At 62.0% G+C, this 13,970-nt stretch carries 13 protein-coding genes; 4 read left to right on the top strand and 9 right to left on the bottom strand.

Going from position 1 to position 13,970, the window contains the following annotated elements:
* Positions 1-160 precede the first annotated feature (160 nt).
* The 3 genes from R4P70_RS19205 to fadD5 all read left to right on the top strand — a co-directional run bounded on the left by R4P70_RS19205 (position 161) and on the right by fadD5 (position 3,611).
* Positions 161-1,150 (top strand): NAD(P)H-dependent flavin oxidoreductase, encoded by a 990-nt coding sequence (locus R4P70_RS19205; protein ID WP_020968363.1) that lies wholly within the window; start codon positions 161-163, stop codon positions 1,148-1,150.
* Positions 1,147-1,926, top strand: coding sequence for an enoyl-CoA hydratase (locus R4P70_RS19200; RefSeq protein ID WP_097387915.1), 780 nt, complete (start codon positions 1,147-1,149; stop codon positions 1,924-1,926). Before R4P70_RS19205 ends, R4P70_RS19200 begins: the two co-directional genes overlap by 4 nt.
* Before the next feature lie 95 nt (positions 1,927-2,021).
* Complete coding sequence (gene fadD5, locus R4P70_RS19195) at positions 2,022-3,611, top strand: fatty-acid--CoA ligase FadD5 (RefSeq protein ID WP_317831189.1); 1,590 nt, start codon at positions 2,022-2,024, stop codon at positions 3,609-3,611.
* Between the two features lie 57 nt (positions 3,612-3,668).
* On the opposite strand, the gene R4P70_RS19190 is transcribed toward fadD5, so the two are convergent.
* From R4P70_RS19190 to R4P70_RS19150, 9 genes are all read right to left on the bottom strand, one after another.
* Positions 3,669-4,148 (bottom strand): nucleoside deaminase, encoded by a 480-nt coding sequence (locus R4P70_RS19190; RefSeq protein ID WP_019746801.1) that lies wholly within the window; start codon positions 4,146-4,148, stop codon positions 3,669-3,671.
* Positions 4,149-4,225: 77 nt separating this feature from the next.
* On the bottom strand, positions 4,226-6,769 hold the full coding sequence (locus tag R4P70_RS19185; protein WP_003945604.1) for an ATP-dependent Clp protease ATP-binding subunit: 2,544 nt from the start codon (positions 6,767-6,769) through the stop codon (positions 4,226-4,228).
* Between the two features lie 297 nt (positions 6,770-7,066).
* The gene (locus R4P70_RS19180; protein ID WP_411742481.1) at positions 7,067-7,957 is read right to left on the bottom strand and encodes an esterase/lipase family protein; all 891 of its coding nucleotides are present in this window, start codon (positions 7,955-7,957) and stop codon (positions 7,067-7,069) included.
* 5 nt (positions 7,958-7,962) lie between these two features.
* Positions 7,963-8,904: an esterase/lipase family protein gene (locus tag R4P70_RS19175; RefSeq protein ID WP_097387918.1), complete on the bottom strand. Its 942-nt coding sequence runs from the start codon at positions 8,902-8,904 to the stop codon at positions 7,963-7,965.
* 105 nt (positions 8,905-9,009) lie between these two features.
* The gene (locus R4P70_RS19170) at positions 9,010-9,348 is read right to left on the bottom strand and encodes a histone-like nucleoid-structuring protein Lsr2 (RefSeq protein WP_003945673.1); all 339 of its coding nucleotides are present in this window, start codon (positions 9,346-9,348) and stop codon (positions 9,010-9,012) included.
* Positions 9,349-9,568: 220 nt separating this feature from the next.
* Positions 9,569-9,721, bottom strand: coding sequence for a hypothetical protein (locus R4P70_RS19165; protein WP_167548962.1), 153 nt, complete (start codon positions 9,719-9,721; stop codon positions 9,569-9,571).
* 341 nt (positions 9,722-10,062) lie between these two features.
* On the bottom strand, positions 10,063-11,574 hold the full coding sequence (gene lysS / locus R4P70_RS19160; protein WP_003945834.1) for a lysine--tRNA ligase: 1,512 nt from the start codon (positions 11,572-11,574) through the stop codon (positions 10,063-10,065).
* 11 nt (positions 11,575-11,585) lie between these two features.
* Complete coding sequence (locus R4P70_RS19155) at positions 11,586-12,089, bottom strand: DUF1772 domain-containing protein (protein WP_019746795.1); 504 nt, start codon at positions 12,087-12,089, stop codon at positions 11,586-11,588.
* On the bottom strand, positions 12,086-12,919 hold the full coding sequence (locus R4P70_RS19150) for an NAD(P)H-binding protein (protein WP_317831185.1): 834 nt from the start codon (positions 12,917-12,919) through the stop codon (positions 12,086-12,088). The genes R4P70_RS19155 and R4P70_RS19150 overlap by 4 nt, the downstream gene beginning before the upstream one ends.
* A gap of 80 nt (positions 12,920-12,999) precedes the next feature.
* On the opposite strand from R4P70_RS19150, the gene R4P70_RS19145 reads away from it, so the two are divergent.
* Positions 13,000-13,959 carry an AraC family transcriptional regulator gene (locus R4P70_RS19145; protein ID WP_317831183.1) on the top strand — a complete coding sequence of 320 codons (960 nt, stop codon included), beginning with the start codon at positions 13,000-13,002 and terminating at the stop codon, positions 13,957-13,959.
* Positions 13,960-13,970: the final 11 nt, after the last annotated feature.

The following is a 13,970-nucleotide window of genomic DNA, read 5'->3' as shown; positions in this document are numbered from 1 at the left end:
TCTTGACACCCGCTCTCACACCGGTGTTATGTTAGTGATGATTCGCACAAACTTGCACGCAGTCCGCTGGCGGGCTCGTTCCATGCAGCGCAGGATTTTTCCTCGCCTGCAATAGGGTTCGATGCCGATTGACCGATCGTAAGAAAGTAGTTGTGAGCAGATGATTCGCACTCGCTTCACCGAGATGTTCGGCGTAGACCATCCGATCGTGCAGGGCGGCATGATGTGGGTAGGACGCGCAGAACTTGTTGCGGCCACGGCAAATTCCGGCGCCCTGGGGTTCCTGACCGGCCTTACCCAACCCACTCCGGAAGATCTCGTCAAGGAAATTGCTCGGACCCGCGATCTCACCGACAAGCCTTTCGGCGTCAATCTCACGATTCTGCCGTCGATCACGCCGCCGCCGTACGCCGAATATCGCCAGGCGATCATCGAATCCGGGATCAAGATCGTCGAGACGGCCGGTTCCAATCCGATCGATCATCTTCCGCATTTCAAGGACGCGGGTGTGAAGGTGATCCACAAGTGCACTGCAGTTCGTCACGCGGTCAAAGCCGAGAGACTGGGCGTCGACGCCGTCAGCATCGACGGCTTCGAATGCGCCGGACACCCAGGTGAAGACGACATACCAGGGCTGATTCTGATTCCGGCGGCCACGCAGCAACTCACGATTCCGGTGATCGCGTCGGGCGGAATCGCAGATTCCCGCGGTCTCGTCGCGGCGCTTGCGCTCGGAGCAGACGGCGTCAACATGGGAACTCGATTCATGTGCACCGTGGAATCTCCTGTAGCGCAATCAGTTAAAGAACAGATAGTCGCCAACACCGAGCGTGACACCAAGCTGATTTTCCGAACCCTGCACAACACCGCACGCGTAGCAGCGAATGCGATCAGCGCCGAAGTCGTCGACATCGAGGCGCGCGGCGACGCGCAGTTCAGCGACATCCAGCATCTGGTCGCCGGGGCACGCGGGCGCAAGGTCTTCGAAGACGGCGATCTCGATGCAGGCATCTGGTCCGCCGGGCAAAGCCAAGGGTTGATCAACGACATCCCGACCGTCGCCGACATGATCGACCGCATGGTCGCGGAGGCCGAACACCTCATCACCTCACGGCTTTCCGGATTCGTCACCGCTGTGAGCGCGGCATGACCGCCACCGCCGAGACGGGCTTCCGCTCCGAAATCACCGACGGTGTACTGCGATTGACCTTCGACCGCCCGAAGCGGATGAACGCGATCGATCTACCCACGATGACTGCTTTCGCAGCCGCCGTGAGAGAGGGAGGCGCAGACCCGAGAGTTCGTACCATCGTGATCACCGGATCCGGTCGAGCGTTCTGCACCGGAGCCGATCTTGCGGCAGCGGCCCTCAACCCCGCAGACCCGAAAGTTGTCATGGATGCCGCGACTTCTCTGATTCGCGCCATCACCAGCGCCCCGGTCCCGGTGATCGCCGCGGTCAACGGCCCGGCAGCCGGCGTCGGAGTGTCCATCGCCCTGGCCGCGGACCTGACGTACGCAGCATCGAGCGCCTATTTCCTCCTCTCGTTCGTCAACATCGGCCTGATGCCCGACGGCGGCGCCAGTGCGCTGGTGCCGGCAGCGATCGGACGTGCCAGAGCGGCCGAGATGGCGTTGCTGGGCGAGCGGGTTTCCGCCGAGGACGCAGAGCGTTTCGGGCTCGTGTCCCGCACCGTCGCAGACGACGCGTTCGACGCACTCGTCGACTCGGTCGTCGATCGCACGTCGAAGGCTCCCCGACGCGCACTCGAACTCACCAAGCGCGCACTCAATGCGGCGACGCTGGACCGCCTCGATGCCGCGTTGGAGATCGAAAATACCGGTCAGGCAGAACTTCTCACCGGCGACGACTTCAAAGAAGGCGCGATGGCGATGCTGCAGAAGCGCGCACCGCACTTCAAGTAGTCGTTGCGAATTTTCGTTAACAAAACCACTGTGAGAATCGACGGCTCACTGTAGCCTGAGTCACACAATCACCCACGCATGAGAGGAACCCATCGATGGCCTCCACCGATGCAGTCTCCGAGGCGCAGCGTTCACGCCGCACCAACTGGAACAATCAGATCGCCAGGCATGCGCAGATGATTCCCGATCGCACCGCGCTGCGATTTTTGGGCGATTCCATCACCTGGAGCACCCTCGACGCGCGCGTCGAGAAGCTGGCAGACGCTCTAGCCCGACGCGGCGTCAGCTTCGGCGACCGCGTGCTCATCCTGATGCTCAATCGCCCCGAATACCTCGAGATCGTGCTCGCGACCAACGCACTGGGCGCGATAGCTGTTCCGGTGAACTTCCGTCTCACGCCACCCGAGGTCGCTTACCTGGTCAACGACTCCGGCTCCAAAGTCATTGTCGCCGAAGGACCATTGGCTCCACTGGCCGGAGCGGCGCGTGCCGTGTCAGAGGGTATCGACATCTCCATCACCGTAGGCGCCCCCGCCGAGGGTGACAGCCTGAACTACGAGGACCTGATCAGCGAGGCGGGCGAGCCGCACGCGTTCGTCGACATCCCGGACGACACTCCTGCACTCATCATGTACACCTCGGGAACCACCGGTCGCCCCAAGGGTTCGGTGCTCTCCCACTCCAACCTGTCTTCGCAAGCATTGACCTGTATCAGGGCCTTCCACCTGTTCAATGCCGATTCCATCGGCTTCTGCGCGTCGCCCATGTTCCACATCGCTGCCCTCGGTTCCATCGCGCCGAGCCTGCAACTCGGCACGACCACGGTGATCCATCCGGTCGGCGCATTCGACCCTGGTCAACTACTCGACATTCTCGAAGCCGAGAAGGTCACCAGCTTGTTCCTCGTGCCCGTGCAATGGCAGGCCGTGTGCGCAGTGCAGAAGGCGCAACCTCGAGCACTGTCGCTGAAGAACATCTCGTGGGGCGCCGCACCATCGTCCGATACCATCCTGCGGGCAATGGCCGAAACCTTCCCGGACGCATTCAATGTCGCAGTCTTCGGTCAGACCGAGATGTCGCCCATCACTTGCGTTCTCGACGGTGAGGATGCGATTCGCAAGCTCGGATCTGTCGGTCGGGTCATCCCGACCATTTCGGCCAGGGTCGTCGACGAGAACATGGACGACGTGGCGCCCGGTGAAATCGGTGAAATCGTCTACCGCGGGCCCACGATGATGAGCGAGTACTGGAACAACCCCACCGCCACCGCTGACGCCTTCCACGGTGGATGGTTCCACTCCGGCGATCTCGTTCGAGTCGACGACGAAGGCTTTGTCTACGTCGTCGATCGCAAGAAGGACATGATCATCTCCGGCGGAGAGAACATCTACTGCGCCGAGGTGGAAAACGTTCTCTACGAACACGAATTGATCGTCGAAGCGGCCGTCGTCGGTCGCCCCGACGCCAAGTGGGGTGAGGTGCCGGTAGCGATCGTCGCGATGGCGCCAGGTTCAGCCCTGGACCTGACCATCGAGGAACTGAGCAGCTTCCTCAATGATCGTCTCGCGCGTTACAAGCACCCGAAGGACATCGTCGTCGTGGAAGCTCTGCCGCGCAATGCAAGCGGCAAGGTCGTCAAGGGCGAACTGCGAGAGAAGGTCCGAGCGGTCGACGCAGTTTCCTGACTCCACACGCAAACGGGCGGCACCTCCAGCGGGGTGCCGCCCGTTAACCTGTGCCTTTCAAGCACTCTGCGAATGCAACTTCCGATGCAGTTCTCGCACCAGCGGAACCAACTCCGGCACCGGACCTTCGACCGGGACGTTCGGCGCAACCTCGTTGACGGACAGAGACTTCACCGGCGCCGGGGCCGCACCCCACTCCGCGAGCCAGTCGCCGAGTTGAGCCGAAGAGCAGATGTAGACGATACGTCCGAGGCCCACCCATGCGTGCGCAGCCGAACACATCGCGCAGTGCTCTCCCGAGGTGAATACCGTTGCCGTCGAACGCTCTTCCGGCGTCAGATACTGAGCCGCCCACCGAGCCAGCTCGAACTCGGGGTGGCGAGTGTTGTCGCCGCCCGCGATCCTGTTTCGATCTTCCGCCAGAAATGTTCCGTCGGCCGCTGCCAGGACGGAACCGAAAGGTTCGTCGCCGGCATCCAATGCTTCCGTTGCCAATTCGACGCAACGACGCAGGTGACCCAGTTCGATGTCGTTCATGTGTACGCCCTCTCCCGTGATACACGAAACGGGCGGCACCGGTGAGGTGCCGCCCGTTCGTTAATTACTCTGCTGTACTACTCTGCTGCGCTTTCGCTTTCGCCGGCCTTGGTCAGCTCGATCGGCGGTGCGTCCGGCACGTCGATCGGCTTCTTGGTAGGCGTGAACGTGAACTTCGCGTCCTCGCCCGAGCCTTCGCCGTCCCAGTTCTCGACGTCGACGAGCACGATGTGGCCGGGTCCGATCTCTCCGAAGAGGATCTTCTCGGACATCTGGTCTTCGATCTCGCGCTGGATGGTGCGACGCAGCGGTCGTGCACCCAGTACCGGATCGAATCCGCGCTTGGCCAGAAGCGACTTGGCCTTGTCGGTGACCTCCATGGCCATGTCCTTGTTCTTGAGTGCCGCCTCGACGCGAGCGAGCATCAGGTCGACCATCTGAACGATCTGCTCGTTCGTGAGCTGATGGAAGACGACGATGTCGTCGATACGGTTCAAGAACTCGGGACGGAAGTGCTTCTTCAGCTCGTCGTGCACCTTGAGCTTCATGCGCTCGTAGTTCGACTCCGTGCCCGTTCCCGAGCTGAAGCCCAGGCCGACTGCCTTGGAGATGTCCGACGTACCGAGGTTGGACGTGAAGATCAGCACCGTGTTCTTGAAGTCGACGGTACGTCCCTGACCGTCGGTGAGACGGCCGTCCTCGAGCACCTGCAGGAGGGTGTTGTAGATCTCCTGGTGTGCCTTCTCGATCTCGTCGAACAGCACAACGCTGAACGGCTTGCGGCGCACCTTCTCGGTGAGCTGGCCACCCTCTTCGTATCCGACGTACCCGGGAGGGGCACCGAACAGACGCGAAGCGGTGAAGCGGTCGTGGAACTCGCCCATGTCGATCTGGATCAGAGCGTCGTCGTCGCCGAACAGGAAGTTGGCGAGCGACTTCGCGAGCTCCGTCTTACCGACACCGGACGGGCCGGCGAAGATGAACGAGCCCGAGGGACGCTTGGGATCCTTCAGACCTGCACGCGTACGACGGATCGCCTTCGAGACGGACTTGACTGCCTCTTCCTGGCCGATGATCCGCTTGTGCAGTTCCTCTTCCATGCGGAGCAGACGAGTGGTCTCCTCCTCGGTGAGCTTGAAGACGGGGATACCGGTCCAGTTGCCCAGAACCTCGGCGATCTGCTCGTCGTCGACCTCGGCGATGACGTCCAGGTCGCCCGCACGCCACTGCTTCTCACGCTCAGCGCGCTGAGCAACGAGGGTCTTCTCCTTGTCACGCAGGTTCGCAGCCTTCTCGAAGTCCTGCGCGTCGATCGCGGACTCCTTCTCGCGACGCGCGTCGGCGATGCGATCGTCGAATTCGCGCAGGTCCGGCGGTGCAGTCATCCGACGGATGCGCATTCGCGCGCCCGCCTCGTCGATGAGGTCGATCGCCTTGTCCGGCAAGAAGCGGTCGTTGATGTAGCGGTCGGCCAGCGTCGCCGCTGCCACGAGAGCACCGTCCGTGATGGAGACACGGTGGTGAGCCTCGTAGCGGTCACGAAGACCCTTGAGGATCTCGATGGTGTGCTCGACGGTCGGCTCGCCCACCTGAACGGGCTGGAAACGACGCTCGAGAGCGGCATCCTTCTCGATGTACTTGCGGTACTCGTCGAGAGTGGTAGCACCGATGGTCTGCAGCTCACCGCGGGCAAGCTTGGGCTTGAGGATGGAGGCCGCGTCGATAGCGCCCTCGGCCGCGCCCGCACCAACGAGGGTGTGCAGCTCGTCGATGAACAGGATGATGTCTCCGCGGGTGTTGATCTCCTTGAGAACCTTCTTCAGGCGCTCTTCGAAGTCACCGCGGTAACGGCTGCCGGCCACGAGCGACCCGAGGTCGAGCGTGTACAGCTGCTTGTCCTTGAGGGTCTCGGGGACCTCACCGTTGACGATTGCCTGAGCCAGGCCCTCGACCACAGCGGTCTTACCGACACCGGGTTCACCGATGAGAACCGGGTTATTCTTGGTACGACGCGAGAGAACCTGCATGACGCGCTCGATTTCCTTCGAGCGGCCGATGACCGGGTCCAGCTTGCCTTCGAGGGCAGCTTGCGTCAGGTTGCGACCGAACTGGTCGAGCACGAGCGAGGTGGACGGCGTGCCGGCCTCTCCGCGGGTGCCACCGGTTTCGGTGGGCTCCTTGCCCTGGTAGCCCGACAGCAGCTGGATGACCTGCTGGCGGACGCGGTTGAGATCGGCACCGAGCTTGACCAGAACCTGGGCTGCTACGCCCTCACCCTCACGGATGAGACCGAGCAGAATGTGCTCCGTACCGATGTAGTTGTGTCCGAGCTGCAGCGCTTCGCGCAGACTCAGCTCGAGGACTTTCTTGGCGCGCGGTGTGAAGGGGATGTGACCGGACGGAGCCTGCTGGCCCTGGCCGATGATCTCCTCGACCTGGCTGCGGACTCCCTCGAGGGAGATACCCAACGACTCCAACGACTTGGCTGCAACACCTTCGCCCTCGTGAATGAGGCCGAGAAGGATGTGCTCCGTGCCGATGTAGTTGTGGTTGAGCATCCTGGCTTCTTCTTGAGCCAGGACAACAACGCGCCGCGCGCGATCGGTGAACCTCTCGAACATCGCTCTCCCTCACACTCTCCGGCGGGCAGGTTCGAGACCGGATGTCTCGTCCCTGGTCGCCGCGTTTCGCTCCGGCACTACAGACTGATCGCCTCGCCGGTCAGCGGACTGACGTCCACGAATCGACAAAGGTTGCACGACCCCACTTATTACTCTAGAGGGCGCGAAGTCCACCTGCTGCTCCTCCACCCGATTGGCGGCGGAAGCCGGACTGCTTACCGTTCACAACGTCGCAGCTGAGGGAATCGTTTCCCGGTTCCTGTACGCCTGAAGCGAACAGCGATTTTCGACGCCTGATCAGCCGAATATCGGGAGTACCCGAGTGCACGGCACCTCACGCGGATTCGACGGATCAAGCGCGTTGAGCGTCAGAGTCGCCGTTCGCTGCGACGCCACCAGCGCGATGTGATCCGACAGGTCCTGCTCGCAACCGTCCTGAACAACTATGTTCGACGCGTTCGACGCTGCCAGTATTCCGCTGCTGTACGGAACGACTACCTGATCGAACCGAGTCACGATGTTGGTGTACTCGACGTCATCGGAGTAGACGCCCGCGTCGCGCAGTTCGGTCACGAAGGTGGCGTTGTCGAAATCCGGTCCCCCGACGCCTTCCGGCGGCCCGACCTCCGAGCCGTCCCACAACGGAGCGATGGAGACGATCTTGGAAACCTTCGCGTCGCCGCCGAGGAACTTGGCGTAGTACGCACTGACCGTCGTCCCCTGAGAGTGTCCGATCAGGTCGACCTTCGAGGCACCCGTCGCAGTGAGAACGTCATCGACGAAGTCCGACAGCTGCCCTGCGCTGTCTCCGAGTGGTGCGAGACCGCCGGCTGCGGAAATCGGCCACGGCTGGTCCGTTCGATTCCCGAAGGTGAGCGCGAAAACGCAGTACCCGTCGTTGGCCAGTACGGGTGCGAGTACGCCCCAATTGGTCTGACGGTTGGCCGCCGTCCCGTGCACCAGGACGACTGGATCAGGATGAGCAGCGGAAGGCGTGCACGAGAAGTCGTTGGTGCCAGGGGCCGATCCGCCCGGGTTGGTCGCTTCGAGGGCGATTCCACTGAAGAAACCGGACGGAACGGGAAGAGGTTCGTTCGCCGACGCAAGAGGTGTGGCGGTCGCGGCCACGGCCCCCGCCAGAGCGAGCGCACCCACGCATGTTCGAATCCCCACCGAGGGCCTCCACATATTGATCAACCCACGACGGGCAATACCGAGTTGCACGGTACCGGCCGCTGATGCGCGGGATCGAGTGCATTGAGAGCAAAAGTCGCCGCGCGCAGCGATGCCGCGATGGCGAGATGATCGGAGATGTCTTGCTCACAACCGTCCTGGACGACGATGTTGGTTGCGTTCGGCCCGGGCTCCAGCCCATTTGTATACGGCAGCACCAGTTCGTCGTAGCGCGTCGTGATGTTCGTGTAGTGAACGCCCGGCGCGTAAACGCCTCCCGCACGGAGATTTTCGATGAACTCCGAACCGGCTCCCATGTTCAGGCACGCCTTGCAGATCGGGAATCCTGCCTGTGCCGCCTCGGATACCCCGAGTTCGCGAAGGCTGCGGCCGATACTTGCCTGCTCGTTTCCGAGGGTTCCCTTCCACAGCGATGCCACCGAGACGATGTTGTCCACTTTGTCGGCACCGCCGAGGAACTTCGCGTAGTACCCGTTGATGATCGTGCCTTGCGAATGCCCGACGAGATCCACCGACGTTGCGCCCGTAGCGCCCAGAACTTGATCGACGAAATCCGACAATTGTGCTGCGCTGGAGGGAATTTCCTGCATTCCACCGATGGCCGACAACGGCCACGGCTGCTCGGGGAAGTTGCCGTACGTCAGCGCGAAGACGCAGTAGCCCTCGTTGGCGAGCAACGGCGCATAGGTGGCCCAGTTGGTCTGCCTGTTTCCACCCGTTCCGTGAACGAGCACAACCGGATTGGGATGTTCGGCAGTCGGTTTACACAAAAAGTCATTGGATCCAGGAGCTGAACCGCCAGGATTTCCCAACTCCTGAGGAACACCGGCAAGGAAGGCATTGGGCACGGGCAACGGGGCCTGAGCCGAAGCCACGGAGGTGAACCCGACAAGCATCAGAGCGGCAAGAACCACGCCCCCGAACAACCTGATTCTGTGCACGACCGACTCCTCTACGAGAGATGCGAACCGTGCAGACGCTAACAAACTAGAACGCGTTATCAATCCGTTTCGGCAAAATGCGCCCGAATCCATTCGCGATCCATTTCAGACGGCCTTTTCGTAGGCTCGGCGCACCTCGGTGGAAATACGACCGCGGGCCGAAATCTCGAAGCCCGCACCCTTGGCCCATTCGCGGATGGCGGCACTCTGATCGCGGTCCGCAACGGGACGGGATTTGGTCACCGCTCCGTTGACTGATTTGGCGGAATTCGACTTTCTCGCATGAGGAATCCACTTTTTCAGTGCATCGCGCAGTTCCGCGGCGTGGGCGGCGGTCAGATCGATTTCGTAAGCAACTCCGTCGACGGAAAACTCCACAGTTTCGTCCGCGGGCGATTTTTTGTCCAGATCGTCAACCATCGTGACAACAACCTTTTTCACCACGACCATTCCTCCCCAGATCCTTCGATAAGCAGCGACAATAGCACCTGGACAAACGTCCTGTCTTGGCTCGTCCGGATGATTGGGACTGATCTCCGCCGGGTATGCCAGTCGACTTGTCTTGCGACAAAGACAGACGGGGGAATCATGACAGACGACGGCTCGAGAAAAGACTACCGAGCGCAATCTTCGCCTCCAAGAACTGCACTCTCGCCAGCATCGCTTACAGCGGACCCACGAATTTCACCATCTCCGGACGCCCTGCGATCCGGTACACCGCAACCGTCACAAATATCCCGGCGGACAACGAATGCGATCCGCCCTCAGCACAATTCGATGTCGTCACCACACCCGGATACTCCACAGCCGAGGTCATGGTCTTCCTTGTCCAGTCGGATCAGGGACTACCTGACGCACTCAACCAGGGCACGATCGACCAAATCATCGCAACAATTCGAAAGTCCGAAACTCAGGCGACCGCGCATGGATGAATCCTTTGCCGCAGGCGAATGTCGTTGGGAACAAATCGAATCCCAACTACGAGCGCTCCCCGCTGAGCTGATCGAGCTGAAGAATTCACCCAGATTCATCTGGTTTTCGGCACCGCCGATAGCCGACGACGACGCCGACTGTGAACCGTATCGAATACCTTGGGAGTGCCCCAACTGAAAAAAGTTCGGCCGCAACATGTGCGGCCGAACCTTGATCGAAGTAAAGCTAGCGAGCGGACGGACGAACGATCGGGAAGAGGATCGTCTCGCGAATACCGAGACCCGTCAAAGCCATCAGCAGTCGATCGATTCCCATGCCGGTGCCGGTGGTCGGCGGCATGCCCTGTTCCATCGCGGCGAGGAACTCCTCGTCCAGCACCATCGCTTCGTCGTCGCCTGCCGACGCGAGGCGCGCCTGATCGACAAAGCGCTCACGCTGGATGACCGGGTCGACAAGTTCGGAGTAACCGGTCGCCAACTCGAATCCGCGGATGTACAGGTCCCACTTCTCGGTGACACCCTTCTTGCTTCGGTGATCACGGGTCAGGGGCGACGTCTCGACCGGGAAGTCACGGACGAACGTCGGCACGTACAGCTGATCGCCGCACTGGTGCTCCCACAACTCCTCGACAAGCTTGCCGTGGCCGTAACCCTTGTCCTTGGGAACCTCGAGGCCGACCTTCTCCGCCAAAGCGAGAAGCTCGTCGACCGTCGTATCCGGCGTGACCTCGGTGCCGATGGCAGCCGACAGCGACGGGTACATCTCGAGAACCTGCCACTCGCCACTGACGTCGTACTCGGAACCGTCGGCGAGGGTGAGGACCTGCGTGCCGAATGCTTCCTGCGCAACTTCCTGGACGAGCTCACGAATCATCTTCGCGGAATCGTCGTACGTGCCGTAGGCCTCGTACGTCTCGAGCATCGCGAACTCGGGCGAGTGAGTGGAGTCGACGCCCTCGTTGCGGAAGTTGCGGTTGATCTCGAAGACCTTCTCGATACCGCCGACGACGCAACGCTTGAGGAACAGTTCCGGCGCGATACGCAGGTACAGGTCGATGTCGAGGGCGTTGGAGTGCGTGACGAACGGGCGAGCTGCCGCGCCGCCGTGCAGCGTCTGCAGCATCGGCGTCTCGACCTCGAGGAAGCCGCGGCTCTCGAGCGCATTGCGCAGCGCACGGACAACAGCGACGCGCTTGCGGGCGTTGTCGCGAGCCTCGGGGCGAACGATCAGATCCGCGTAGCGCTGACGCACCCGGGACTCTTCGCTCATCTCCTTGTGAGCAACCGGCAGGGGGCGCAGCGACTTGGATGCGATCTGCCAGGCGTCGGCCATCACGCTGAGCTCGCCGCGACGGGAGCTGATGACCTCACCGTGGATGAAGACGAAGTCGCCGAGGTCGACGTCGGACTTCCAGGCAGCCAGTGCCTCTTCGCCGACGCCGGCGAGGCTGATCATGGCCTGCAGCTGGGTACCGTCGCCTTCCTGCAGAGTCGCGAAGCACAACTTGCCGGTGTTGCGCATGAAGATGACGCGGCCGACGACGCCGACCAGCACGCCAGTCGCCGTGTCCGGCTCGAGTTCCGGGTACTCCGCGCGGATCTGCGCGAGCGTGTGGGTGCGATCGACCGAAACCGGGTACGCCTCCTGCCCCTGCGCGAGGATCCGCTCACGCTTCTCGCGCCGGATACGGAGCTGCTCGGGGGTGTCGTCGACTGGCTGGGCTTCTACATCACTCACGGGGTACAAGACTACTGGGCCGTGTCCACCGCGTTTGTTGCTGGTAGCACCGCGGCGACCGCGAGCACGATTCCCGACAGGAGGTACAGCGCAACCCTGACGTGATTCCACACCGTCCAACCCGCCTCGTACGACGCCCATGCGGCTGCATCGGTAGCGCTGACCGAGGCAAAAGCGTCGTTGCGGGGGACGTGGTAGATCGCTGTCACCGCGAAGGACGCGAGCACCCCGACACAACCGACAACGGCAAGGACCCAGCCGTCCGGTCTGGAGATCGCTGCCCAGATTCCGGCGGCGATCGCGGTGAGCGCCGATCCGACGAGTGGCAGCATCAAGGCGCTCCGCGGTGCTTCGACGTTGATCGCCTGCATCGACGTGATCGCGGCGTGTGCATCGACCGACCGCAGAGCGGGCATTACGAAGGACGAGAACGCGAACAACGCACCACCGGCAACGAGCGCGCCGAGCGCAGTCACGCCGACGAGCAACTCCAAGAAGATCTCGGATTTCTTCACGACCAGACCCCCGTTCGAGCAGCCTCGGCGGCAAAAGTGGTGAAATCTCGAGCGGGTCGTTCCAGGACCTCTTCGACGACGCCGGTCACACTTTGATTTCGTCCGTCGAGAACCTCGGCAAACAAGTAAGTGAGCAACTCCACGACATCACTCGGGACGCCAACTTCTGCCATGCCGTCGGAAAACTGTTGCAGTCCAATTCTTTCAAATGACACCGCACGCCCCGACGCCGCCGAAATCGCCTCAACGGCCTCCGCGAAGGTGAGCAACTCCGGACCCGTCACCTCGAGAACTCGGCCGAGGAGGTCGGTTCGAGTCAATGTGGCCACCGCCACGTCAGCGAGATCGTCGACGTCGATGAACGGCTCCCCCACCTCACCGACCGGAAGTTCCAGGTGGCCTTCCCGAATCGGATCGAGTAGATACCCCTCACTGAAGTTCTGGGCAAACCAGCTGGCCCGCACCACAGCCCATTCCAGACCGGTGTCGGCCAGAACCTGCTCGGCTTTCTGCGCCGCCGGTTCACCGCGCCCGGACAGGAGCACCATGCGACGAACCCCTTCGCGGTACGCAAGCTCCGCGAGTTCCTCGATGTGGGTGCTCGATTCCGGCACTGCGAGGTCCGGCGCATAGGTCACGTATGCCGCTTCGACACCGGACATCGCGGGCTGCCACGTCGTCTGATCGTTCCAGTCGAAACGCGTCCCGGATGTTCTCGACGCGATTCGGGTACGGATTCCCACCGCCGTCAGCCTCTGCGCAACGCGCGCACCGGTCTTACCGGTACCACCGATCACTACTGCCGATTGAATGTCGCTTGTTGTCGTCATGTACTCATTCGACCGCGGAGCGTCAATACGATCCATAGTCGAAGGTCGCAAAAACATACGTCAGCGTCTACCGTCGAAACATGGATGCATTGTCGATGATGCTGGCCGGGTCGCGGGCGGAGGGCGCTTTTCTGCTGCGCTCGCTGCTCGATCCACCGTGGTCATTACGTATCGAGGACCACGCACCGATCACCGTGCTGGTTCTGGTTCGCGGAAGCGCAGTCGTCGTCTCCGACACCGGACAGACAGAAGATCTCGAGGCCGGCGACATCGCACTCCTGCGCGGCCCCGACCCCTATACGGTCGCCGATCACCCGGACACCCCGGTCCACGTACTCATCGACGAGGCACAAAACTGCGCCGCAGTCGACGGATCACCACTCGAGGACATGTCGGTTCTCGGCGTTCGCACCTGGGGCAACTCGACCAGTGGCCAGACCGTCATGCTCACGGGCACATACCGTTTGGACTCCTATGTCAGCCGTCAGATCCTCGACAGCCTGACACCCGTCGCGGTAGTGCGACGCAGCCTGGAAACCACGCCGATGACAAAGCTTCTGGAACAACAAATCGCCGCGGACGGGCCGGGACAGGAAGTGTTGTTGGACAGGCTCCTGGACCTGGTCCTGATCTCGGCGGTCCGTACGTGGTTCGCCGAAAACCCGAATCGATCACCGCGATGGATCAAGGCCTACGAGGATCCCGTCATCGGGCATGCCTTGCGGCTCATACACAATCGGCCGGAACACCCCTGGACGGTCGCGAGCCTGGCCCAGGAGTCCGGCAGCTCACGAGCGGCCTTCGCGCGCCGGTTCACCGGTCTCATGGGGATCGGACCCGTCGGCTATCTGACCGAGTGGCGCTTGTCGGTGGCGGCGGATCTACTCGCAGACCCGGCACGAACGGTGTCCTCGATCGCGCGAGAAGTGGGCTACTCGAGCCCCTTTGCGCTCACGACGGCCTTCACCCGTCATCACGGAATGAGCCCGAAGATTTACCGCCAGACCCGCTGTGCGCCTTTATTAACCGCCCGCGGTTAATAAAGGCGCAC

The organism is Rhodococcus sp. IEGM 1241 (genome assembly GCF_033142365.1).
In the GTDB taxonomy this organism is placed as follows: Bacteria; Actinomycetota; Actinomycetes; order Mycobacteriales; family Mycobacteriaceae; genus Rhodococcus_F; species Rhodococcus_F erythropolis.
This window is presented reverse-complemented; position numbering and strand designations above follow the sequence as displayed.

Excerpts from the sequence above, each read along its gene's own strand:
- R4P70_RS19165 (WP_167548962.1), bottom strand. The coding sequence starts at position 9,721 with ATGACCTCGGCTGTGGAGTATCCGGGTGTGGTGACGACATCGAATTGT.
- R4P70_RS19205 (WP_020968363.1), top strand. The coding sequence starts at position 161 with ATGATTCGCACTCGCTTCACCGAGATGTTCGGCGTAGACCATCCGATC.
- R4P70_RS19185 (WP_003945604.1), bottom strand. The coding sequence starts at position 6,769 with ATGTTCGAGAGGTTCACCGATCGCGCGCGGCGCGTTGTTGTCCTGGCT.
- R4P70_RS19145 (WP_317831183.1), top strand. The coding sequence starts at position 13,000 with ATGGATGCATTGTCGATGATGCTGGCCGGGTCGCGGGCGGAGGGCGCT.
- R4P70_RS19150 (WP_317831185.1), bottom strand. The coding sequence starts at position 12,919 with ATGACGACAACAAGCGACATTCAATCGGCAGTAGTGATCGGTGGTACC.
- R4P70_RS19200 (WP_097387915.1), top strand. The coding sequence starts at position 1,147 with ATGACCGCCACCGCCGAGACGGGCTTCCGCTCCGAAATCACCGACGGT.
- fadD5 (WP_317831189.1), top strand. The coding sequence starts at position 2,022 with ATGGCCTCCACCGATGCAGTCTCCGAGGCGCAGCGTTCACGCCGCACC.
- R4P70_RS19190 (WP_019746801.1), bottom strand. The coding sequence starts at position 4,148 with ATGAACGACATCGAACTGGGTCACCTGCGTCGTTGCGTCGAATTGGCA.
- R4P70_RS19180 (WP_411742481.1), bottom strand. The coding sequence starts at position 7,957 with ATGTGGAGGCCCTCGGTGGGGATTCGAACATGCGTGGGTGCGCTCGCT.